The 22,409-nt window shown below is 74.1% G+C and carries 23 protein-coding genes; 16 read left to right on the top strand and 7 right to left on the bottom strand.

Annotation, left to right across the window (positions count from 1 at the left end):
* Nucleotides 1–2 precede the first annotated feature (2 nt).
* Nucleotides 3–1,196, top strand: a complete 1,194-nt coding sequence (locus ACFC2L_RS09610; RefSeq protein WP_375824079.1) for an alpha/beta hydrolase — start codon at nt 3–5, stop codon at nt 1,194–1,196.
* Nucleotides 1,197–1,203: 7 nt separating this feature from the next.
* On the opposite strand, the gene ACFC2L_RS09605 is transcribed toward ACFC2L_RS09610, so the two are convergent.
* The 3 genes from ACFC2L_RS09605 to ACFC2L_RS09595 form a co-directional block, all read right to left on the bottom strand.
* A complete protein-coding gene (locus ACFC2L_RS09605; protein ID WP_076403937.1) occupies nt 1,204–1,626 on the bottom strand; it encodes a hypothetical protein in 423 nt (140 codons plus the stop codon).
* A gap of 50 nt (nt 1,627–1,676) precedes the next feature.
* The gene (gene gadC / locus ACFC2L_RS09600) at nt 1,677–3,191 is read right to left on the bottom strand and encodes a putative glutamine/gamma-aminobutyrate antiporter GadC (RefSeq protein ID WP_375824078.1); all 1,515 of its coding nucleotides are present in this window, start codon (nt 3,189–3,191) and stop codon (nt 1,677–1,679) included.
* A gap of 79 nt (nt 3,192–3,270) precedes the next feature.
* Nucleotides 3,271–4,545: an amidohydrolase family protein gene (locus ACFC2L_RS09595; RefSeq protein ID WP_375824077.1), complete on the bottom strand. Its 1,275-nt coding sequence runs from the start codon at nt 4,543–4,545 to the stop codon at nt 3,271–3,273.
* Between the two features lie 586 nt (nt 4,546–5,131).
* Between ACFC2L_RS09595 and ACFC2L_RS09590 the strand changes: the two genes are divergently transcribed.
* The 8 genes from ACFC2L_RS09590 to ACFC2L_RS09555 all read left to right on the top strand — a co-directional run bounded on the left by ACFC2L_RS09590 (nt 5,132) and on the right by ACFC2L_RS09555 (nt 11,593).
* On the top strand, nt 5,132–5,335 hold the full coding sequence (locus ACFC2L_RS09590; protein WP_087472681.1) for a cold-shock protein: 204 nt from the start codon (nt 5,132–5,134) through the stop codon (nt 5,333–5,335).
* A 206-nt stretch (nt 5,336–5,541) separates the two neighbouring features.
* Nucleotides 5,542–6,237 (top strand): Pr6Pr family membrane protein, encoded by a 696-nt coding sequence (locus tag ACFC2L_RS09585; RefSeq protein ID WP_375824076.1) that lies wholly within the window; start codon nt 5,542–5,544, stop codon nt 6,235–6,237.
* 10 nt (nt 6,238–6,247) lie between these two features.
* Nucleotides 6,248–6,940, top strand: coding sequence for a hypothetical protein (locus tag ACFC2L_RS09580; protein WP_375824075.1), 693 nt, complete (start codon nt 6,248–6,250; stop codon nt 6,938–6,940).
* 89 nt (nt 6,941–7,029) lie between these two features.
* On the top strand, nt 7,030–7,728 hold the full coding sequence (locus ACFC2L_RS09575; protein WP_375824074.1) for a copper resistance protein CopC: 699 nt from the start codon (nt 7,030–7,032) through the stop codon (nt 7,726–7,728).
* An 88-nt stretch (nt 7,729–7,816) separates the two neighbouring features.
* Nucleotides 7,817–8,353 carry a hypothetical protein gene (locus ACFC2L_RS09570; protein ID WP_375824073.1) on the top strand — a complete coding sequence of 179 codons (537 nt, stop codon included), beginning with the start codon at nt 7,817–7,819 and terminating at the stop codon, nt 8,351–8,353.
* A gap of 166 nt (nt 8,354–8,519) precedes the next feature.
* Entirely contained in the window at nt 8,520–9,257 is a 738-nt protein-coding gene (locus tag ACFC2L_RS09565; protein ID WP_375824071.1) for a YcnI family protein, read from the top strand.
* Nucleotides 9,258–9,260: 3 nt separating this feature from the next.
* Nucleotides 9,261–10,976 (top strand): FixH family protein, encoded by a 1,716-nt coding sequence (locus ACFC2L_RS09560; protein WP_375824069.1) that lies wholly within the window; start codon nt 9,261–9,263, stop codon nt 10,974–10,976.
* Nucleotides 10,973–11,593, top strand: coding sequence for a DUF1775 domain-containing protein (locus ACFC2L_RS09555; protein ID WP_375824068.1), 621 nt, complete (start codon nt 10,973–10,975; stop codon nt 11,591–11,593). The genes ACFC2L_RS09560 and ACFC2L_RS09555 overlap by 4 nt, the downstream gene beginning before the upstream one ends.
* Before the next feature lie 230 nt (nt 11,594–11,823).
* Here ACFC2L_RS09555 and ACFC2L_RS09550 read toward each other — a convergent pair whose 3' ends face one another.
* Nucleotides 11,824–12,264 carry an anthrone oxygenase family protein gene (locus ACFC2L_RS09550; protein WP_375824067.1) on the bottom strand — a complete coding sequence of 147 codons (441 nt, stop codon included), beginning with the start codon at nt 12,262–12,264 and terminating at the stop codon, nt 11,824–11,826.
* A gap of 80 nt (nt 12,265–12,344) precedes the next feature.
* Here ACFC2L_RS09550 and ACFC2L_RS09545 point away from each other — a divergent pair, with 80 nt between their 5' ends.
* Complete coding sequence (locus tag ACFC2L_RS09545; RefSeq protein ID WP_375824066.1) at nt 12,345–12,938, top strand: TetR/AcrR family transcriptional regulator; 594 nt, start codon at nt 12,345–12,347, stop codon at nt 12,936–12,938.
* A 6-nt stretch (nt 12,939–12,944) separates the two neighbouring features.
* On the opposite strand, the gene ACFC2L_RS09540 is transcribed toward ACFC2L_RS09545, so the two are convergent.
* Both ACFC2L_RS09540 and ACFC2L_RS09535 read right to left on the bottom strand, forming a co-directional pair.
* Nucleotides 12,945–13,640, bottom strand: a complete 696-nt coding sequence (locus ACFC2L_RS09540) for an SDR family NAD(P)-dependent oxidoreductase (protein ID WP_375824065.1) — start codon at nt 13,638–13,640, stop codon at nt 12,945–12,947.
* 95 nt (nt 13,641–13,735) lie between these two features.
* A complete protein-coding gene (locus tag ACFC2L_RS09535; protein WP_375824063.1) occupies nt 13,736–14,422 on the bottom strand; it encodes a helix-turn-helix transcriptional regulator in 687 nt (228 codons plus the stop codon).
* Between the two features lie 393 nt (nt 14,423–14,815).
* On the opposite strand from ACFC2L_RS09535, the gene ACFC2L_RS09530 reads away from it, so the two are divergent.
* A complete protein-coding gene (locus tag ACFC2L_RS09530; RefSeq protein WP_375824062.1) occupies nt 14,816–19,309 on the top strand; it encodes a PQQ-dependent sugar dehydrogenase in 4,494 nt (1,497 codons plus the stop codon).
* A gap of 359 nt (nt 19,310–19,668) precedes the next feature.
* Here the strand turns inward: ACFC2L_RS09530 and ACFC2L_RS09525 are convergent, their stop codons facing one another.
* Entirely contained in the window at nt 19,669–20,883 is a 1,215-nt protein-coding gene (locus ACFC2L_RS09525) for a CobW family GTP-binding protein (RefSeq protein WP_375824059.1), read from the bottom strand.
* Between the two features lie 175 nt (nt 20,884–21,058).
* Here ACFC2L_RS09525 and rpmB point away from each other — a divergent pair, with 175 nt between their 5' ends.
* Genes rpmB through ykgO form a run of 5 tightly spaced genes read left to right on the top strand, consistent with a single transcriptional unit; the run spans nt 21,059 to nt 22,244 of the window.
* Entirely contained in the window at nt 21,059–21,295 is a 237-nt protein-coding gene (gene rpmB, locus ACFC2L_RS09520; protein WP_021483267.1) for a 50S ribosomal protein L28, read from the top strand.
* Nucleotides 21,295–21,462, top strand: coding sequence for a 50S ribosomal protein L33 (rpmG, locus tag ACFC2L_RS09515; RefSeq protein ID WP_021483268.1), 168 nt, complete (start codon nt 21,295–21,297; stop codon nt 21,460–21,462). Before rpmB ends, rpmG begins: the two co-directional genes overlap by 1 nt.
* Nucleotides 21,462–21,767 (top strand): 30S ribosomal protein S14, encoded by a 306-nt coding sequence (gene rpsN, locus ACFC2L_RS09510; RefSeq protein ID WP_375824057.1) that lies wholly within the window; start codon nt 21,462–21,464, stop codon nt 21,765–21,767. Before rpmG ends, rpsN begins: the two co-directional genes overlap by 1 nt.
* Before the next feature lie 58 nt (nt 21,768–21,825).
* Entirely contained in the window at nt 21,826–22,125 is a 300-nt protein-coding gene (locus ACFC2L_RS09505; protein WP_375824056.1) for a type B 50S ribosomal protein L31, read from the top strand.
* Complete coding sequence (gene ykgO, locus ACFC2L_RS09500) at nt 22,122–22,244, top strand: type B 50S ribosomal protein L36 (RefSeq protein WP_047231790.1); 123 nt, start codon at nt 22,122–22,124, stop codon at nt 22,242–22,244. Before ACFC2L_RS09505 ends, ykgO begins: the two co-directional genes overlap by 4 nt.
* The last annotated feature ends 165 nt before the right edge of the window (nt 22,245–22,409 follow it).

The raw sequence follows: 22,409 nt of genomic DNA, 5'->3' as shown, positions 1-22,409 counted from the left end.
CCGTGGCGACCGGCCTCCCCGTCCCCGACACCGACCCGGCCCTGCCCGCGGCCGTGCTGCGCGAGCTGCAGCCCGCCGAGACGTACCTGACGAGCTACCCGGTCGCCGTCGTGCTGACGGTGCTCGGGGCGGGAGCGGTGGCGTGGGCCGTGGTCCGCGCGCGGCGCGGCGCCCGGGCGCGGCGCGAGCGGCGGGCCCGGGGCGAGGACCCGCGCCGGCCGTGGCGCTCACGCGTCGCGACGGCGTCCCTCGCGGCGCTCGGCGCGCTGTCCCTCGTGCTGGGCCTGGCGGTCGGCGCCAACGCCTACTCCGGCTACGTCCCGACGTGGGGGGCCGCCCGGGTGCAGCTCGTCGCGCTGGGTCTGGCCGACCTGTCGGCCGACGCGCCGGGCGGCGCGCACCGGGGCCAGGTGCGGACGCTCGCGATCCCGGGGACGGCCGCCGAGCAGATCGCGGACGAGGACGCCTGGGTGTACCTCCCGCCGGGGTTCGACCCCGAGGGCTCGACCCGCTACCCGGTCGTGTACCTCATCCACGGGTCGCCCGACGACCCGAGCAGCTGGTTCGCCGCCGGGCGGGTGCCGCGCACGATGGACGTGCTCATCCGGCGCGGGCTCGTCGACCCGATGATCGTCGTCGCCCCCACGGTGAACGGCACGGGGCCGGGCGGGCTCGACACCGAGTGCCTCGACTCGACGACGGGTGGCGAGCAGGTCGAGACGTACCTGACGACGACCGTCGTCGACACCGTCGACGCGACGTACCCGACGGTCGCGGACCGCGAGCACCGCGTCCTCGGCGGCATGTCGTCCGGCGGGTTCTGCGCGCTCAACGTGGGTCTGCGGAACCTCGACCTGTTCGGGGCGATCCTCGCGATCGAGCCCTACGGGAACCCCGGCCCCGGGCCGGAACGGACGATGCTCTCGACGCAGGCGGAGATCGACGCGAACACCCCGACGACGTACCTGCCCACGATGACGTTCACGCACCCGATGCCCGTCTTCCTCGACTCCGGGCAGGACGCGCCGCGGGAGGCGCTCACGACGGTGCGGCGGATGGCGCAGGACCTCGAGGACCAGGGGCAGACCGTCGAGCTCCGCGAGGAGCCCGGTCAGACGCACACGTGGGCCATGGCCGCGACCGCGCTCCCGTACGGGCTCGTGTTCGCGCAGCGGCAGATGGCGGGCGGCGGCTGACGCCGCGTCACTCGTCGGTGAGGAACTGCCCGCCGATGCCCGCCTGGGTCTCGAGCAGGTCGCCGGTGTCGCCGAGCACGACCCAGTTCGGCCCGGCGAGCGCGGCCTCGCCCTCCTCGGTGGGCTGACGCGGCAGGAGCGCGAGGAACTCGTCCTCGGCGATCCCGTCGGCGAACACGGCGAGGAGCGTCGTGTCGTCGCACGCGCCCAGCTCGACGTCCTCGCTGTCCGTGCTCTCGGTCGTGAACGACAGGCACGTGAGGCCGGCGGACGTGGCGGCGCGGTGGAGCGCGTCGAGCGAGTCGTACTCGACGTCCTTGTCGCCCGGGCCGGGGCCGGAGCAGGCGGCGAGCGCCCCGACGAGGACGACGAGACCGACGACCGGGCCGGTCGCGGCGCTGCGAGGGCGGGGAGCGGGTCGGGTAGGCATGTTCCGATGGTCCGCCGCCGCGCGGGTTCGCGCCACGGGAACCTCGCCCGTCATCCCGGCGGGCCGGGATCGCCTCGGTCGGGTTCGGCGTCCGCGGACTGCCAGGTGAAGGGCGCGAACGTCGACGAGTCGTCCCGCCAGGCCGGTGTGCGGGCGCGGTACAGGAGCAGCGGGAGGGCCACGAAGACGAGGGCGAGCGCGACGAGCAGCACGACGTACGTCGTCGGGCTGCCGACCGCGACCTGGCCGGGCGGGGCGAAGCTCGTGACGAGCGCGAGCAGCGACGCGACGAACCCGAGCCCGCCGACCGCCCAGACCCCGACGCGGCCCCCCGGCACCCGGTAGGGGCGCGGCCGGTCGGGCTGCGTGCGGCGCAGCACGACGACCGCGGCGAACATCAGGAGGTACGCCACGAGGTAGAGGATCACCGTGAGCTGGCTGAGCAGCTGGTACGCGGACTGCACGGAGGGCATGACGACGAACAGCACCGACAGCACGGTCACGACCAGCGCCTGGACGAGGAGGATGTTCGTCGCCATGCCGCGGTCGTTCGTCCGGTGGAACCACCGCGGGAGGAACCCTGCTCGCGCGACGGCGTGCAGGCCCGTGGCGGGCCCGGCGACCCACGTCGTGACGCCGGCGAGGACGCCGACGGCGAGCATCGCCGCGACGACCGGCCCGGCCCAGCCGATCCCCGCCCACGCGAGCAGGTGGTCGAACGCCTGGAGCAGGCTCGTCGTGAGGCTGATGTCCTGCTGCGGCACGACGACCGCGATCGTCAGCGTGCCGAGGGTCAGCACGACGACGGCCACGAGCGCGGCGACGAGGATCGCGAGCGGGTAGGTGCGCTCCGGCCGCCGGATCGAGCGGACGTGGACCGCGTTGACCTCGATGCCCGCGTAGAAGAGGAAGATCCCGGCGGCGAGCACGATGTTGTCGAGACGCGTGAGGTCCGGGACGAACGCGCCCCAGGAGAGCGTGGTCCGGGACGGCTCGCCGCTAAGGAGGTAGGCACAGCCGAGCCCGACGAGCAGCGCGGCGGGGACGAGCGTCCCGACGATCCCGCCCCAGCGCGCGGTGCGGGCGAACGCGGACGCGCCGCGCAGGGCGATGAGCGTCGCGGCCCAGAACACGACGAGCACGATCGCGAGGACGAAGAGCCGGTCGTCGGCGACCCGTTCGTCGAACCGCGCGTCGGGCCCGGTGTAGGCGAGCGTGACGGCGGCGAACGTGAGGACGGTCGGGAACCAGATGCAGCCCTCGACGAACACCATCGCGATCGCGAGGAAGCCCCACCTGCTCCCGAACGCCTCGCCGACCCAGCGGAACATGCCGCCCTCCTCGGGCCACGTGGACGCGAGCTCGGCCGCGACGACGGCGACGGGTGCGAGGAAGCAGACGGCGGCGAGCAGGTAGTAGAACGCGGAGGAGAGCCCGTACTCCGCCTCGGCGGGCAGACCACGCAGGCTGACCACCGCGGCGACGTTGAGCATGACCAGCGACGTGGCCGTGATGGTCGCCGCGGCGGGCCGGGCGGGGTGCTGCGAGGTGGCGGTCCGGGCCATGGCGTCCCCCTCGGCGGGCGCGACGGCCCTCGGGGGGAACGCTAGCGACGCCGCGCGCGACCGGCGAGCGGGGCCGGTGTCAGGCCCGGAAGCGCTCGCCGCGCTCGACGACGCGGCCCGCGCCGCGCCCGTCGGCCGCCGCCGCGTCCCACGTGTAGACCTCGGTGCCGGTGATCAGCACGTGCTCCGCGCGTGACGTCACGTCGAGCGGGTCGCCCGACCACACGACGACGTCCCCGTCGAGGCCCGGCGCGAGCGCGCCGACGCGGTCGTCGAGACCGAGGAAGGCCGCGGGGTTCACGGTGAGTGCGCGCAGCGCGGTGTCGCGGTCGAGGCCCTCCTTCACCGCGAGCGACGCCTGGTGAACGAGGAAGTTGATCGGCACGACGGGGTGGTCGGTCGTGATCGCGACGCGCACGCCCGCGCGGGCGAGCGCCCCGAGGTTCGCGATGTCGCGGCTGCGCAGCTCGATCTTCGAGCGCGAGGTGAACAGCGGGCCGAAGATCACCGGCACGTCGCGCTCGGCGAGGACGTCCGCGACGGCCGCGCCGTCGGTGCCGTGGTTCACCACGAGCCGGTAGCCGAACTCGTCCGCGAGGCGCAGCGCGGTCGCGATGTCGTCGGCGCGGTGCGTGTGCTGGTCCCAGTAGAGCTCGCCCGCGAGGACGCGCGCCAGGGTCTCCTTGGCGAGGTCGCGGTCGAACGGCTCGCCCTTCGCCTCGGCCGCGTCGCGCTTCGCGGCGTAGTTCTGCGCGTCGACGAACGCCGCGCGGATGACCTTCGCGACGCCGAGGCGCGTGGACGGCGTCTTCTTCTGGTCCCCGTACACGCGCTTGGGGTTCTCGCCGAGCGCCGACTTCACGGAGACCGCCTCGCGGATCACCTGCTCGTCGACGGTGCGGCCGCCCCACGTCTTGATCGCGACCGTCTGGCCGCCGATCGGGTTGCCCGAGCCCGGCTTCACGACGGCGCTCGTCACGCCGCCCACGAGCGCGTCGCGGAAGCCCTCGTCCTCGACGTTGATCGCGTCGATCGCGCGCAGGGCGGCGCCGTTCGGGTCGGTCATCTCGTTGGTGTCGTTGCCCGCCCAGCCCTCGGCCTCCTCCATGACGCCCATGTGGGCGTGCGCCTCGACGAAGCCGGGCAGCACCCAGCGGCCGCGCGCGTCGAGGGTGGGGACGCCGTCGGGCACGACGACGTCCGCGCCGACCGCGGTGATGACACCGTCCTCGATGAGGACGGTCCCGTTCTCGATCGGGTCGGAGGCGACCGGGACGACGTAGCCGTTCACGACGGCGACGCTGCGGCGAGCGGTGCGAGGAGCGGTGCGGGCGGGGGTGGGGGGAGTCGTCATGCCCTCATCATCGCCCGGGGCAAGAGTCGTCGCCGCCCCCTGCTCTCCGGGCCACCGCTCCGGCCGCCGCTCCGGGCGGCGGACCGCTCTCGTGTACCCTGGAGGTCGCGCTCATGTCGCCGGACCCGTTCCGCGACGCTCTTCGGTCCTCAGCATCGGAGCAAGGCCGTGCGCGCCAGGCAGCAGAAGCTGCCGTCGACGATCTCCGCCCACAGAGCGCGGAGCGAGAGCAGAGAACATCTTTTCCTCCATCCTTGAACACCCCGAGACCGCCCCTGCGGTCACGGACACGTCCGGACCAGACCTCGTGCTGCGCCGCGCCGACGACGACCTGTGGGTCGCGACGGCGGACGGCGAGTACGCCGGCCTGGTCACCCGAGTCCCCGACGGCTTCCACGTCCACGACCGCTACACGCGGCCCGTGGGCGTCGTCGCCGACCTCCACCACGCGAAGCGGCACCTCGTCGCCCGGCGTGAACGCCCGGCAGGCCCTCGCGGGACCCGCCTCCACGACCGTCGGCGCCCTGCGGGGCGCGACAACCGGACCCGCGCTCGTGGGCCGGTCGCATCAACGAGAGAAGACATCATGGCTACAGGCACCGTGAAGTGGTTCAACGCTGAGAAGGGCTTCGGCTTCATCGCTCCCTCCGACGGCACCGCCGACGTGTTCGCCCACTACAGCGAGATCAACTCGAGCGGCTACCGCTCGCTCGAGGAGAACCAGAGCGTCTCGTTCGACGTCACCCAGGGCCCCAAGGGCCCGCAGGCGACGAACATCCAGGCACTCTGACCTCGCTCCCGCCCGGCGTGCAGCGCCGGGCGGGCGACGACGTCCCGAGGGGGCCGCGCCACCGCGCGGCCCCCTCGGCGTTCCCGGACCCACCGCACGGCCGGCCTCGCGCGACCCCGGTCGAGGGCGCCCGCCGGGTGCACCGGGGTGGGCGGGGCGCACTAGGCTCCTGAACGCACCACCGCACCGCGCGCGAAGGAGCTCGCATGCACGTCGTCGTCGGACTGTTCCGGCTGTTCCTCGTCGTCCTCGCCCTCGTCGGGACGCGCGCCATCTGGCGCGACGGCGACATCGAGGGCCTCGTCTACTTCACGAACCAGACCGGCTTCCTCATCGCCGTCGTGTTCACGTGGGCGGGCGTCGCGTCCCTCCTGCGTCGTCGGCAGCCGCCGGGGTGGCTCAAGGGTGGGGTGACGCTCTTCGCCGCGATCACCGGGCTCGTCGCGAACCTCGTGCTCGCGCCCGAGGACCCCGGCGCCCCGGCCGTGTTCCTCGGGCTGACCGACGGCCAGATCGAGCACGAGCTCCTGCCGCTCGCGGTGTTCGCCGACTTCCTCCTGCTCGACGCGCACCGGCGTCTGCGCGGCCTCGACGCGGCCCGCTGGCTCGTGTACCCGCTCGCGTACTTCGCGTTCACGACGATCCGCGGGTTCGTCAGCCCCGGCAGCGAGTACCCGTACGGGTTCGTCGACCTCGACGCGCTCGGGTGGACCGGGCTGCTCGTCAACGTCGTGCTCTACGGGGCGGGCTTCTTCGTGCTCGGCCTCGTCATCGTCGGGATCGACCGGCTCCTGCCCGCCGGGCCGGCGATCGGCCGGTACGCGGACCGCTCGCCCGCGCCGGGGACCCCGGAGCCGGCGGGGGCGACGGGCAGCCCGGACGACGCGTCCGCGTCGCGCTAGGGTGGCCGTCGTGTCCTCCCCGGTCGTCGGTCCGCTGCGCGTCGCACGCGCCGCGCTCGTGGCGACCCTCGTGCTCGCGCTGACGGCGCTCGCGCACCGCGTCGGCGGGGGAGTCCTCCCGGACCCGCTGGTCCTCGCCGCGCTCGCCGCGTTCACGCTCGCCGGCACGACGGCGGCCGCGCGGCTGCGGTTCACGCCCGCCCGGCTCGTCGTGCTCCTCGGCGGGGCCCAGGTCGCGCTGCACCAGGCGCTCGTCGTGCTCGCGCCCGTCGGCTCGTGCGTCCCCGCGGGGGCCACGTCCGGCCACGGCGGGCACGTCGCCCCGGTCGGCGACGTCGTGTGCGCGGCGCCGGCCGGTGCGCTCCTGACCGGCGGCGGGGCGAGCCTCGCGCACCCGGAGCACCTCGCGACGTCGGGCGCCGCGGGCCTGTGGATGGTCGTGGCGCACGCGGTCGCGACGGTCGTGCTCGCGCTCGTCCTCGCGCGCGGGGAGCGTGCGCTCGAGCGGTTCCTCGCGTGGGTGACGCCGCGCGCCTCCCTCCCCGCCCCCGCGCCCGTGGCACCGGCCGCGCGCCCCGGCGTGCCGCCGGCCCGCGCGGTCCGCGTCCCGTCGACGTGGCGCTCGCGCCGTGCCCCGACCCGGGGTCCGCCCCGGCCGGCCGGCCCGTCGGGAGCACTGCTGCGCCCCCTCGCCGCGTCCTGACGCGGCCCCCGACGAGGCCGACCCGGTGACGACCGGGCCGCGGGGCACCACCGTGCGGCGACCGCCGCGCCTCGGACGGAAGAACCCTCATGACCCTCTCCCTGCGCCGACCCGTGTCGGCCCTCCTCGCCCTCCTCGCCGCCGCCGCGCTGGCCCTGGGCCTCACCGCCGGGCACGCGGCCCTCACCGCCGCCCCAGCGTCCGCGCACGACCGCATCCTCAGCTCGGACCCGGCCGACGGCGCCGAGCTCGCGACGCCCCCGACCGCGATCACGCTGACCTTCAACACCGAGCCGCTCCCCGTCGAGCCGCAGGTCGTGGTCTCCGACTCCGCCGGGACGGTCGTGACGCAGGGCGCGCCGACGATCGAGGGGAGCGCCGCGACGCTCGCGCTCGACCCCGCCGTCGCGCTCGGCGGCGACACGTACACCGTGGCGTGGCGCGTCGTCTCGTCCGACGGCCACCCCATCGAGGGCACGTTCGCCTTCACCGTCGCGGCCCAGCCCGAGGCGCCGGTCTCCGAGGAGCCCGCCACGGACGAGGCGACGCCGGAGGAGCCCGCGTCCGAGGAGGCCACGACCGACGCGGCCGAGGAGACGTCGCCGGAGCCCGCGACGCCTGTCGCCACGGACGCGGAGGACGGCGGCTCGTCGGTCGTCCCCGTGCTCGTGGGGCTCGGCGCGCTCGTGGTCGCCGCCGCGGTCGTCGTCGTGATCGTCCTGCGCCGCCGCGGCACCGTGACCGACGAGGCGACGAGCGACGACGCGCCGCACGACCCCGAGGACTGACCGTGCCGGTGCACGCCGTCCTCCCCGGCCCGGGGAGGACGGCGGCCGACCCTGCCGCGCGCACCCCTCCTGCCGCTAGGGTGCGTCCGTGACGTCGCCCGGAGCAGGGGTGCTCCGCGGCGTGCGGGTGCTGCTGCTCGCCGCCGCGGTCGTCGGGCTGTCCGTCGTCGCGCACGCCCTCGCCGGCGGCACCGACCCCGGAGCCGTCCCGCTCGGCGTGCTCGCCGTCCTCACCGCCGTCGCCGTGCGACCCCTCACGCGCCGCCAGGTGGGGCTGCCGCGGCTGCTCGGCCTGCTCGGCGCGGGCCAGCTCGTGCTGCACGTCGTCTTCGACCGCTGCGCCGCGCTGTCCCCGGCCGACGCGTCCGCGCACGCGCACGCCGCCTCGCCCCTGACGATGCTCGGCGCCCACGCCGTCGCGACGCTCGTCGTCGCGCTCGTCCTGCGCTACGGCGACGCCGTGCTGTGGCGCCTGTGGACGTGGCTCGCCGGACGCCGGGTCCCCGGCCGCCCGTGGGCCGTCGTGGTCCGCGTGGTGCCGCCCGCCGTCGGCGCGCTGCCGACGGTCCGCGACCTCCTCGCGCGCGGTGCCGCGCCCGGGCGCGGTCCGCCCGCCGTCGCCTGACCTCTCCCGGACGCCTCCGCGGACCCCTCCGCGGCGTCCCGCTCCCGCGCGCCCGCGCGTCCTGTACGCCCACCCGGCCGGCTTCGCCCGGCCGCGCCGGGGCGTGCCCGTGACGTGCCGTCGCGCGCCGGAGCCCACCGTCTTCCTCTCCCCGAAAGGCACCATCATGCGAAAGACCCTGCGCGCCGTCGGCGCCGCCGCCCTCACCACCGGGATCGTCGTCGTCGGCGCGGGCGCCGCGGCCGCCCACGTCACGGTCACCCCCGACACGACCGACGCGGGCGCGTACGCGCTGCTCACGTTCGGCGTCCCGCACGGCTGCGGCGCCTCGCCGACCACGAAGGTCTCCATCCAGGTTCCTGAGCAGGTCGTCACCGTGACGCCCACGGTCAACCCCGGCTGGGACGTCGAGAAGGTCATGGCGACCCTCGACGAGCCGGTCGACGACGGGCACGGCGGCCAGTACACCGAGCGCGTCGCCGAGGTCGTGTACACCGCGAAGACCCCGCTGCCCGACGGCTACCGTGACGCCCTCGTGCTCTCGCTCAAGCTCCCCGACGCGGCGGGCGACACGCTCGTCTTCCCGACCGTCCAGGAGTGCGCCGAGGGCGAGACCGCCTGGGTGCAGGTCGCGGCCGAGGGCGAGGACGGGCACGACCTCGAGGCGCCCGCACCGCTGGTCGAGCTGACGGCCGCCGAGGGCGACGGGCACGACGCCCCGGCCGAGACCGTCGCGGACGGGTCGGCGGACGACGCCGCCGACGCGGAGGCGTCGGGCGACTCCGCGTCCGCGGGTGCGTCCGACGGGCCGGCCCCGGCGCTCACCTGGACGGCGCTCGTGCTCGCTGCGGCGGGCCTGGTGCTCGGGGCGCTCGGGTTCGTGCGCTCGCGTCCGAGGGCCTGAGCCGTGGGCCGCCCCTCGGTGCTGCGCCGGGTGGTGGCCGTCGTCGTCGGTGCCGCGGCCGCGGTCCTGCTCGCGATCCTCGCGAGCGGCCCGGCCGCGGCCCACGCCGTCCTCGTGGGCACGGACCCGCGGGACGGCACCGTCCTCGACGCGCCGCCCGACGCGCTGACCATCACCTTCAACGAGCCCGTCCAGGTCGTGACCGGCGGGACGACGGTCCTCGCCGCCGACGGCTCGCCCGTCGACGTGGACGTCGCCGCGGTCGACGACGCGCTCGTCGTCACCCCGGCCACGACGCTCGACGACGGCACGTACGTCGTGAGCTGGCGCGTCGTGTCCCTCGACACGCACCCCGTCGCCGGGGCCTTCACGTTCTCCGTGGGGGCGCCGAGCGCGACGTCGGTCGAGGCCCGGGTGGCCGAGCCGACGGCGGCGCTCGTCGCCGTGCGCGCGCTCGACCAGGCCGCGGTCTACGCGGGGACGTTCCTCGTCGCGGGTCTCGTCGGGTTCGAGCTCCTCGTGCTGCACGTGTCGCCCGGGGCCGCGCCGGTCCTGCGCCGCCGCCTGCAGCGCGTCCGACGGTGGGCGCTCGTCGCCGCGGGCGCCGGCGTCGTGCTCGGGATCCCGCTCACCCCGGCCTGGCAGGCCGGCGGCGGGCTGGACGCCCTCGTCGACCCCGCGACGTGGGCGGCGGGCCTCGCGACCGACTCCACGGTCGCGGGCGCGCTCGGCCTCGCCGGGCTCGTCGTCGCGACCCTGCTCGCGCCGCGCGCGGCGCGGGAGACCCGGGCGGCGTGGCCCGCCGGGGTCGTGCTCGGCGGGGCGGCGCTCGCGCTGGGGTCGCTCGTGCTCGTGGGACACACCCGCACGTTCGGCCCGCCCTGGCTGGTCGTCACGGCGGACGCGCTCCACGTCGTGTCCGGAGCCGTGTGGCTCGGCGGGGTCGTCGGCCTCGCGCTCGTGCTCGCGCCGTCCGCGCACGTCGACGCGCGTCGCGCGGGCGTCACGGTCGCGCGGTTCTCCGCGCTCGGCGCGTGGGTCGTCCTCGCGCTCGCCGTCACCGGGACGGTCCTCGGGTGGCGCATCCTCGGGACCTTCGACGCGCTCGTGTCGACGACGTACGGCCAGACCCTGCTCGTCAAGGTCGGCGTGGCGCTGTGCCTCGTCGGCATCGCGGCCTGGAACCGGTACCGGCTCGTCCCGGCGGTCGCGGGCGACGACGGTCCGGGCGGGCGCGGTGCCGGTGCGGCCGGCGTGACCGCGCGCCGTCGGCTCGGTCGGACGGTCGCCGTCGAGGCCCTGCTGCTCGCGCTCGTGCTCGCGGTGACGGGCGTGCTCGTCTCGCGCAGCCCGGTCGCGACGACCGGTCCGTCGGCCGAGGAAGCGACGACCCCGGCAGTCGAGGTGGTCGAGGAGCTCGGCGACGGGACGCTGCGCGCGCGGATCACTCCCGGCCGGGTCGGCGTCAACGCGCTCGAGATCGAGCTGCTCGACGCCGACGGGAAGCCCTTGGAGCCCGCCGCTGTGCCCGAGCTGTCGACGACGCTCGCCGACCCCGCGCTCGGCCCGTTCACCCGGCCCCTCACGCAGACCGGGACGGGCGCGTACGAGGCGACGCTCGACCTGCCGATGGCGGGCGACTGGACCGTGCACGTGAGCGTCCGGACGTCCAAGTACGAGAACCCGATCGTCGAGATCCCCGTGGAGGTGTCCTCATGACCGGTCCCCAGCGGTCACGCCCCGGGCGGCGCGGGTCACGCGTCGTCCTCGCCGCGGTCGGCGCCGGCACGCTCGCCGTGCTGACCGCCGGCCCGGCGGGTGCGCACGTGCTCATCGAGACCGTGGAACCCCACGGCGACGGCACGTCGACGCTCACGTTCACGTTCGACCACGGGTGCGACGGCGAGCCCACCGACGCGTTGCGCGTCACGCTCCCCGAGGGCGTCGAGGCGCTCGCCGCGGGCCAGCCGGACGGATGGACCTCGGAGGTGACCGACGACGCGGTGGCATGGTCCGGGGAGCCCGTGCCCGACGGCGAGCGTGCGGCCTACACGCTCGACGTCCGGGTCACGGGGGAGGTCGGGCAGGCGTTCGTGTTCCCCGCCGTGCAGGAGTGCCCGTCGGGGGAGTCGTACGCGTGGACGGACACCGACCCGTCCGGCGCCCGACCCGCGCCGACGTTCGTCGCGACCGCGGCGTCGCTCGCCCCCGCGCCCGTCGCCGCCGGAGCTTCGCCGACGCCGACGGCGCCCCTCGTCGCGGCCGTCGTGGTGGGAGCCGTCGGGGTCGGGGTGGCAGGCGGCTGGTCGGCCCGGCGTCGGCTGCGGGCCACCTGAGAGGTCGCTGCGCGGGCGTCGGGACCGCGGCCGTCGTAGTGTGATCCAGATCACTGTTCGTGAACGTCCCGAACATGCGCCCGCCGCCTCTTGCACTGGTGGGGGACGTCGCCGCGACGGGTCACGCGGCGACACCTGGACCGGTGGCGGTCCGCGACGAGAGCTTCGCTGGGGGGAGCTCTCGCGGCGGATCGCCACCGGTTCCTCTGTGTGCGGGCCCCGGCGCGACGTCAGGCGGCGACCGCGACGGTCAGCAGCGCGAACGCGGCGACGAGCAGCGCGATGCGGACCAGGTGGTACCGGTCCCAGCGACCCATCTGCTCGCGCCAGTCGGCGGGCGCGGTCTCGGGGGTCCACGTCTTCCCGCGGTTGTTGATGGGCACCAGCACGGTGACGGTCAGGACGATGCTCAGCGCCAGGACCGCGGCGGCGGTCCAGGCCGCCCATGCGCCGGCCGGCAGCACGAGGGCGGTGGCCGCGGTGAGCAGGAGCGACCCGAAGTACCAGAACGGCATCGCCCGCCCGAGCATCCGGCCGCCGTCGGCCCGGGCGAGCAGGCCCGCGTTCCCCGGCAGCCGGTCGACGATCGGGTTGATGACGAACGCGACCGACACCTCGACCCCCACCATCAGCCCCACGACCACCACTGCGACGATCGGCAACCACTGCATGTCCGGCTCCTTCGGTCGGTAGGATCTAGCAACGCTAGGAAAACTAGCACAGGCAATCTAGCGACGCTAGACTTGCCGGCATGAGCACACCGGCAGCAGCCCGCAAGGCACGGCTCCTCGAGGAGCGGGAGGCGCAGATCGTCGCGGCCGCGCGCGCCCTCGCCGAGGAGCAGGGATGGGAGGCGGTCACCACCCGCCGGCTCGCCGACGCGATCGGCTACAGCCAGCCCGTCCTCTACGGGCACTTCCCGGAGGGCCGGTCCCAGATCGTCACCGCGGTGGCGCTCGTCGGCTTCGAGGAGCTCGCCGCCACGCTGTCCGCGACCCGCCCGGCGCCCGGCGCGGACGTGAGCGGCGAGGACCGGGTCCGCGCGCTGGTCGTCGCCTACCTCGACTTCGCCGCGCACCACCCGGCGACGTACGAGGCGATGTTCCACCTGCCGATCGCGGCCCCGTTCGCCTCGGAGGAGACGCCGCGCGCGATGCGCGAGGGGTTCGACGCCATCGTCGGCGCGCTCCTCGCGCTCGACCGGCCGCCGTCGGACCTGGGCACGGCCGCCGAGGTCGTGTGGGGTGCGGTGCACGGCGTCGCGACGCTGCAGCGCGCGGGCAGGTTCTCCGCCGACAACTACGAGCGGCGCGTCGACGAGCTGGTGCGCCGCGTCGTCGGCTGACCCGCGTCACGACGCCCGTCCGCCCGGCACCCGACGAGGAGGGTCGGACGCGGCCGCCACGGACGCGGTCCACTGCGCCGGGTGGGTGTGCAGGTGCCAGAGGAGCTCCGCGCACCCCGCCGGGTCGAGGCTCGGGCCGCCGTGCTCGTCGGCGCCGGCGGAGACGAGCCGGGCGACCTGGATCCCGTCCGGTGCGAGCGCGTCCCGGAGCATGCCCAGGTACGCGGTCACGGCGGCGGCCGCGACCGATGCCCCGGCCGCGAACGGGCCGCGGGCGAGCGCGTCGTCGGTGATGCCGAGGACGGATCCCCGGCCGAGGACGCGCTGCCCGCCGACCACGTACTCGACCGCGGTGGCGAGGCCGACCACGGCCCGCTCGACCGCGTCCTGGATCTCCTCGGGCGACGTCTCGAGGACGTGCTGGCGCGCACCGGGCGCGGACGGTGGGTCGTAGACGAGGACCTCGATCGCCGACAGGTCCTGCGCGGTGCGGTCGAGCGCGAGGACCAGCGCGTCGGCGTCGTGCGCGTCCGCGGCGTAGACCCGCGCCCGGACCCCCTCGCCGCGCAGCGCGCAGACGACCGGCCCGAGGCGGTCCAGGGAGCGGGAGACGAACGCGACGTCGTGACCCGCGGCCCCGAACCGCCGCGCGATCGCCGCGCCGCGTTCCGCGCTCGTCCCGACGACCGCCACGGTCGTCATCCTGTCTCCCTCGCTGTCGACACCGCGCGCGGCGTCCTGGCCGTCGAGCGCGTACCGGACGGTAGACAGGTGGAGAGGAGGGCTGGGAGACCCTGTCAGGGCCCCCGACCGTCCGGTGAGACGGCGACGGACCGCATCGCGGTCGACGGTGTCTCGGTGACCCCCGACGTGGTCGGCCGGCCCACCCCGGTGAGCTCTGCGAGCCGCGCCATCCGACGCGCCGAGACCGTCCCGGGCTCGGCGGTGTAGAGCGTGAGCGTGAGGCCAGGCGCGGACTCCAGGGCGAGGGCCTCGTAGGCGACGGCCAGCTCCCCGACGACGGGATGGCGGAACGTCTTGGTCCCGGTGCCGTGCCGATGGACCTCGCCCGCCCGCCACCGGGTCTCGAACTCGGCGCTGTGGGAGAGCGGCTCCTCGACCGTCTCGTGCAGGTCGGCGCTGTGCGGGTCGCGCGCGGCCTCCGTCCGCCGGGTGCTCGTGCGCCGGTCCGTCCCTCCGGCGTGCGCGACGATCTCCGCGAGGTTCGACAGGTGCGCGCGCTCGGCCTCGCCGAGCCGCAGCGCGCGGGCGATCGCGTCGAGCACCTGCGGCGAGACGCGCGCGATGGCGCCGCGCTCGATCCGCGTGTAGTGCTCGACGCTCACGCCGGCGAGCGCCGCCACCTCGCTGCGGCGCAGGCCGCGGACCTTGCGGCCCGGGCCGACGGCGATCCCCACCTCCTGCGGGCTGATCCTCTCGCGTCGCGCGACGAGGAACTCGCGCACCTGGGTCCGGGCATCCATGGGACGAAGGTAGGCCTGCCGAGGATGGTCCGCGCGGGCGTCCTGGCGACGATCCCGACCTCCTCTTTTTGCATGGAGTGCTAACGCAACTTGGTTGTTGAACACGTGACTTCCGGCTGGGTATCGACAAAAGTCAAAGTCGAAGATACGGTCGGGTTTTGTCGGTCGGCACCGGGGACCCCCGGTCCGTCGCACGCGCAGCCTCAGCGTCGAGTGCTCGTCCCGCCTGCTGGGCGGGAACCACAGCGGAGTGGGGGGTGGAGACCCCGCGCCTTGCTCCCCGGCGCGGCGGCTGCCTGGTTCCCCGAACGCCTCAAGGAGGACGTTGTGCACAGAGCTTCCCTAAGCCACCGATGGTGGTCTCGATACGCCGCCGCGGCGGCGACTGCTGCGGTGCTGGTACCGCTGACGATCGGAGGGGCGTCCGCCCACCCGGGGCACGAGGAGGGTGCCGAGGCACCCGCGGCCGCGGAGGCGGCCCTCGACTGGAACAACTACGAGAAGATCCTGCTCAGCAAGGACACCGGCGAGCCGATCGACCTGGCCGTGCTCCCCGACTCGCGCGTCCTGCACACGGCCCGTGACGGCGTCGTGCGTCTCACCGACCCCATGTCGGGTCTGACGAGCCAGATCGCGCAGCTCGACGTCTACAAGAACTCGGAGGACGGTCTGCAGGGGATCTCCCTGGACCCGAACTTCGAGGAGAACCACTTCGTCTACATGGTGTACGCGCCCCGGGTGATGTCGGGCACGTCGCCCTCCGGGGTCGACTACCCGGAGACGACGCCGAACGGCAGCGCGCCGAACTCGCTGCCGGCCGGCGCGGACGACTCCTACTGGGACCAGTGGCTGGGTTACAACGTGCTGTCGCGGTTCACCTGGGACCCGGCGACCGCCGCGATCGACCTGTCCACCGAGCGCGAGATCATCAAGGTCGACGCGCAGCGCGGGCAGTGCTGCCACGTCGGTGCGGACATGGCGTGGGACGAGGAGGGGAACCTCTTCCTCTCCACCGGTGACAACACGCCGGCGAGCGCGCCGGGTGCGGCCGGGTACGCGCCGAACAACAACACCCCGGGGATGAACCCCGGCTTCGACGACCGCCGCGGCGCGGGCAACACGAACGACCTGCGCGGTGCGATCCTGCGGATCAACCCGATCGAGGACCTTGCCGCCGGCACGGAGGTCGGTCCGGGGAGCACGTACACGATCCCCGAGGGGAACCTCTTCGACGACCCGCAGTACGACGACGTTCGTGACCTCGTCCGCGAGGAGCAGTACGTCATGGGTCTGCGGAACCCGTTCCGCATCGACTACGACGCCGAGTCGGGCGCGCTCGTGTGGGGCGACTACGGCCCCGACGCCGCGAACGCCGACCCCAACCGCGGCCCGATGGGGTACGTGGAGTGGAACCTCACGACCGAGCCGATGAACGGTGGCTGGCCCTACTGCCACGGTCCCAACGCCAACTACAACGAGTACGACTACGCGACCCAGACGCCGGGAGACTTCTTCGACTGCGAGGCCGGCGCCGAGAACAACTCGACGTTCAACACCGGCCTCGACGTCCTCCCGCCGGCCGTCGCGCCGCAGGTCTACTACGGCGACCGCCCGGGTGACCAGCCGGAGCTGCTCGACCCGCTGGTCGAGTGGGGTGGCGGTGGCCAGGCGCCCATGGGCGGCCCGGTCTACCGTTCCGCCGACTACCCGGACGCGCCCGGCAAGTTCCCGGCGTACTGGGACGGCAAGCCGTTCATGGCGGAGTTCTCCCAGGACTACGTCGCCGCGTTCACGCTCGACGAGCTGACCAGCGACGGTGTGGTGACCGCCGTGGAGGAGTTCCTGCCGAACGCGCACCTCACGAGCGCCGCGCAGCCCATCTGGGACAACGTCATGGACTTCGAGTTCGGTCCCGACGGCAACCTGTACGTCCTCGAGTACGGTGACGGCTTCTTCCGCCAGAACCCGGACGCGGGCCTGTACCGCGTGTCCTACAGCGAGGGCAACCAGCACCCGCAGGCGTCCTTCACCGCGAGCGCGATCTCGAGCAGCGAGGCTCCGCTCGAGGTCACGTTCGACGCCTCGCGGTCGAGCGACCCCGAGGGTGCGGAGCTCACCTACGAGTGGGACTTCGACGGTGACGGTCAGACCGACGCCACCGGTGTGAGGGTCACGCACGAGTACACCGAGCTCGGGCAGTTCGACGTCATCCTGCGGGTCACCGACCCGGAGGGCCTGTTCACGCTCTCGACGAAGCAGATCACGGTCGGCAACACGGCGCCCGAGATCAGCGTCGACGTCGCGGACGGTGCGATCTTCAACTGGGGCGACAAGCTCGAGCTGGGCGTCTCCGTCCACGACGCCGAGGACGGCGACGAGGTCGTGTGCACCGACGTGAAGTTCACGTTCGGTCTGGGCCACAACACCCACGCCCACCCGGAGGTCACCGGGTCGGCCGCTGCGACCGCGGACGGCTGCGGCATCACGATCCAGACGAACGCGGATGCCGTGGAGCACGGCGAGGGCGAGAAGATCTTCGGCACGCTCGTCGTCACCTACAAGGACAAGGCGCAGGGTGAGGTTCCTGCGACGACCGGTGAGCTCACGCGCATCTTCAAGCCCGAGGAGCAGCAGGCCGAGTGGTACGACGAGGCCGAGGGTGTCGAGGTCGTCCTCGACGAGACCGCCGACGCCGGTGGCTACGTCACGTCCCTCGACGCGGGTGACTCGTTCGCCTACGAGCCCGTGGCCTTCGAGCACGCCCCGTCGGGCGACGCCATCAACCGCGTGACCGTCCTCGGTCGCGGTCAGGGCACCGTCACGCTGGGCTGGGAGGGCGCCGACGGCACGACCGACGAGTCGCTCGCCGAGTTCCGCTTCGCCAGCGAGGGCTGGACCGACGTCACCCGGACGCTCACGAGCGTGCCGGAGGGCTCGGGCAAGGTCGTCGTGACGAGCACGGGCGGCGTCGACGTCGACAACGTGTTCTTCGGGAAGTCCGTCGTGGTCCCGGCCGACCAGGTGTCCATCCAGCTCTACTCGCTGATCCCGTGGGTCCAGGCCGACGGCCAGGAGGCCGTGCTCGACCGTCTGGGTGAGATCGGGCTCAAGAACGTCGAGCCGTACGGCGGCAACTACGCCGGCCTGACGGGCGAGGAGTTCCGTGCCCAGGCTGACGCGGCGGGCCTGAAGGCACCGTCGTCGCACTACAACGTGGGCGAGGCGGACTTCGACACCACGCTCGAGTACGTGGGCGAGGTCGGGCAGCAGTACGTGGGCTCGGGTGGCTTCCCCTCGCCGGGGATCGGCACGTACGAGAACACGCTGGCGACGGCCGAGGCGATGAACCGCCTCGGTGAGCGGGCCGTGGACGCCGGGTTCGAGAAGTTCTTCGGCCACAACCACGACCGCGAGTTCACCACGAAGTACATGCACGACGGTGTCGAGATGTCCGCCTGGGAGATCCTCGTGGCGGAGACGAACCCGGAGTTCGTGACCTTCGAGGTGGACGTGGCCTGGGCGGAGCACGCCGGGGTCGACGTCGCGGCGCTGCTCGAGCAGTACGGCGACCGGATCGAGCTCCTGCACATCAAGGACGCGACCGGACTCGGCGGGAGCATCAAGTTCACGAACCTCGGTGACGGGGACGTGCCGCTGCAGGGCATCCTGTCCGCCGCGGCCGAGGCCGGTGTCGTGTACTACGTCATGGAGTACGACCAGGCACCGCAGGGCGAGGACTTCGCCACGACCGGGTTCGAGTACCTGACCGGCCTGCCGGCCGGTGGCCCGGACGAGCCGACCGAGCCGGTCACCATCCCGGTGGAGAAGGTCTCGATGCAGCTGTTCTCGCTCAGCTCGTGGAGCCGCCAGATCGGCTGGGAGGGCGTCTACGACCGCCTGGGCGAGATCGGCTTCCAGAACGTCGAGCCGTTCGGGTCGAACTACTCCGGCCTCACGGCCGAGCAGGCTCGTGCCCAGTTCGACGCGGCCGGTCTCCGTGTCCCGTCCTCGCACTACAACGTGAACGAGGGCACCTTCGACGCGACCCTCGCGTACGTCAAGACGCTGGGCCAGGAGTACGTGGGCTCGGGCGGCTTCCCGTCCCCCGGCATCGGTGGGGGCCTGGAGAACGTGCTGGCCACGGCCGACGCCATGGACCGTCTCGGCGAGCGTTCGGTCGCCAACGGCACCGGCAAGCTGTTCGGTCACAACCACGACCAGGAGTTCAACACCAAGTACGAGTACAACGGTGAGCTGACCTCCGCGTGGGAGATCCTCGTGGCGGAGACGAACCCCGAGTACGTCGCCTTCGAGCTGGACACGGCCTGGGCGGCGAACGCCGGCGTGGACGTGCCGGCGCTCATCGACGAGTACGCGGACCGCATCGAGCTCCTGCACATCAAGGACGCGACCAACCTCAACGCGGGTGGCCGTCCGACGTTCACCAACCTCGGTGAGGGCGACATGCCGCTGCAGGACATCCTGCGGGCCGGTCTCGACGCGGACGTGGCGTACTTCGTCATGGAGTACGACGGCTCGCCGGCGAACGACGTGTTCTCCGTCGAGGGCTTCGAGTACCTCACCGGCATCCCCGCCGGTGCGGACACCCCCGAGGTCGACGTGACGGTCGAGCCGCGCTGCCTGGCCGGCAAGGTCTACCTCGCGGTCCGTGCGCTCAACGCGGACGACTCCGCGCTGGACGTCGCGATCGAGACGCCGTTCGGCAGCAAGACCTTCGCGGACGTGGCCGCGGGCAAGAACGCCTACCAGTCGTTCAACGCTCGTGCCACGGAGATCGAGGCTGGTGAGGTGACCGTCACGGTCACCGACCCGGACGGAGCGACGGACACGGTCACGGCCGCGTACGACGCGCGTTCGTGCAGCTGATCTGAACCCGAGCGCCGGGCGAGACGGGTGTCCGACACCGTCTCGCCCGGCGTCACCGGGGCGCCACGTGGGGCGGCGGCCGATGCCGCCCCACCGTCCTGGGGTGGTGTGCCCGCCCGGCAGCGGACACACCACCCCCGACCAAGAACCTCCCTTTCGCCCGTGCGGCACCTGACCCGACGTCGATCTCCGTGCCGCTCACGGACGGGGGTGGAGCGTCGTCCGACGCGTTCCACCCCCGGTACCCGGCGGTGGACCGTCGTCTGACGGGTTCCACCCCGGCCCCGGCCCCGGTGCCGGTGCCGCGAGCGCTCGCGCACCGCGTGACGCCACGAGCGATCACCGCGAGCTGCTGAAGGTCACGCGGCCTCGCTGCGGGCGCCGAGCCAGGGCGCGAGGACGTCGGTGCGGCCGAGCCAGCGCAGGCCGCCGTCGGCGAGCTCGTCGGGCGTCGCCAGCACGTCGCGGAAGGCGTCGAGGAGCCGGCGGCGACCGCCGTCGTCGTCCGCGTCGCCCGCGGCCGTCGCCCCGACGATCACGACGCGCGTGTGCGGCTCGACCCGCCGCCCCTCGGCCGTCGTCGCGTCGTCCCACGTGCCGAGGGTGCCGATGCAGAGCTGGCCGCCTGCGCCGTCCCACGCGCACAGCGAGTCGGGCCGGTTGGCCACGTGGAACACCCCGCGGGACCGGACGCGGCCGGTGCCGAGGTCCTCGATGCGGCGCAGCAGTCGCTCGGGGTCGAACGGCCGGGCCGACCACAGCTCGATCGTCCAGCTCCGGTCGCCGGACGGCTCGTCGCGCCGGGGGAGCGGACCCCGCACGCCGAAGGGGTGGGCGCGGCGCTCGCCGGCGGCGGGGTCGTGCGTGTGCCGGGCGAGGCCGTCGGCCACGAGCGCGTGCAGCCCGTCGACCCGCCGGGTGCCGACGCCGCGGAGGCGGTCGACGAGCCCGGACCCGGTGGTCGCGGCCGCGACGTCACCGGTCGTCACCACGAGGTCGGCGTGCTCGAGCTGGGCGGCCAGCACCTCGCCGACCGCCCGCTGGTCGTCCTCCGTCAGCCCGACGCCGCGCTCGGAGACGAGGTCGTCGTCGAGCAGGTCGTGCTCGAGCGTGTCGACGTCGGCGACGGCGAGGACGGTCGCGAGGCGAAGGCGCTCGAGCACGTTGCCGGGCACGGCCTGCGCGGCGAGCGCCCGCACGACCGGCAGCGACTCCGCAGCCACGGGCAGCGCGAGGACCACGTGGTCCCAGCGGCCGTCGTCGGCGAGCCGGCGCAGCGTCGGGACGGCGTCCTCCCGCACCGCGCACGACAGGCACGCGTGCTCGAGCGGCACGACCTCGTCCTCGATCACGCCGGTCGCGTCCACGACGACCCGCCGTAGCGCGCCCTCGGCGGCCCGGATGTCGTGCCGGAGCGCGACGACGCGCGGCGCCCCGACGACGAGCCCGAACACGGCGCTGTCCCGCAGCACGGGGTCGATCGTCGCCAGGACGCTCAGCGCGACGCGCGGGTCCCCGGCGTCGGAGGGAACGTCGGGCGTGGCCCCCGACGCAGGGGGTGACGAGAAGGGCATGAAGCGCTCCGATCCGTGGTCTGGGGCGCCCCGCGTGACCTCGTGGTCGACGCCGGGAACAACCCGCTCCTGAGAACTGTTCTCGACAGCGGGTCAGCATAGCGTCTTGACGGGAATGATTCTCACTATCTAGTGTCGTCTCCCGTCGCCTCACCCGACCCCGAGAGGAACCGCCATGTCCGCCGTCTGCCAGGTGCTCGGCACCGCTCCCGGGTTCGGCCACGCGATCTCGCACTCCCACGTGCGGACCAAGCGTCGCTTCGACCCGAACATCCAGAAGAAGCGCTACTGGGTGCCGTCGCTGGGTCGCCACGTGACCCTGCGCGTCAGCGCCCGGGGCATCAAGACCATCGACCGACAGGGGATCGACGCCGTCGTGGCGCGGATCCTCGCCCGAGGGGAGAAGCTCTGATGGCTACCCGCACCGACCTCCGTCCCGTGATCAAGCTCCGTTCCACCGCCGGGACCGGGTTCACCTACGTGACCCGCAAGAACCGCCGCAACGACCCCGACCGGATGGTCCTGCGCAAGTTCGACCCCGTCGTCCGCCGCCACGTCGACTTCCGCGAGGAGCGCTGATGGCGAAGCGCTCGAAGATCGTGCGCAACGAGCAGCGGGCGGCCGTCGTCGCCCGCTACGCCGAGCGCCGCGCGGAGCTCAAGCGAGTCGTCGCGTCGCCGTCCTCCTCGTCCGAGGAGAGGGCGGCCGCGGTGCGCGAGCTCCAGCGCCAGCCCCGCGACGCGAGCGCCACGCGCGTGCGCAACCGCGACGTCGTCGACGGCCGCCCGCGCGGCTACCTGAGGAAGTTCGGGCTCTCCCGCGTCCGCCTGCGCCAGCAGGCGCACCGCGGCGAGCTGCCCGGAGTCACGAAGTCGAGCTGGTGACGGGCGCCGCCTCGCGCGGCACCTCTCGGTCCGTCACCGGCCCAGCAAGGAGACCACCATGAAGAAGGACATCCACCCCGCCTACGGGCCTGTCGTCTACCGCGACAAGTCCGCCGACTTCTCGTTCCTGACCCGCTCGACCCTCGCGGGCGACCACCCGCAGGGCCCGGGCGTCCCGCGCGAGACCGTGACGTGGACGGACGGCAACACCTATCCCGTCGTCGACGTCGAGATCTCGAGCGCGAGCCACCCGTTCTACACGGGCACGCAGCGCGTCGTGGACACCGCCGGCCGGGTCGAGAAGTTCCGCCAGCGCTACGGCGCCCGCAGCGGCGCGCAGGGCGGGGGCGCGCGATGAAGGTCCGCGCCTCGCTCCGCTCGCTCAAGGACAAGCCCGGGGCGAAGGTCGTGCGCCGGCACGGCAAGACCTTCGTCATCAACAAGGCCAACCCGCGCTGGAAGGCCCGTCAGGGCTGACCCGCGCACCCACCACCACCGGAGAGGAGCGGCCGCCCGGGTCCCCGGGCGGCCGCCCACGCCTGCACCACACCGCCCCCCCCCCGACCCACGCCCACGCCGATCCCGCCCGGGCGCGGGCCCCCTCCCGTGACGCCCCGCCCCGGGCCCGGGCCCGCCGCCGCC

This window comes from Cellulosimicrobium sp. NPDC055967, assembly GCF_042269845.1.
In the GTDB taxonomy this organism is placed as follows: Bacteria; Actinomycetota; Actinomycetes; order Actinomycetales; family Cellulomonadaceae; genus Cellulosimicrobium.
The sequence above is the reverse complement of the archived record's forward strand: the minus strand, read 5'-3'. Positions and strand labels throughout refer to the sequence as shown.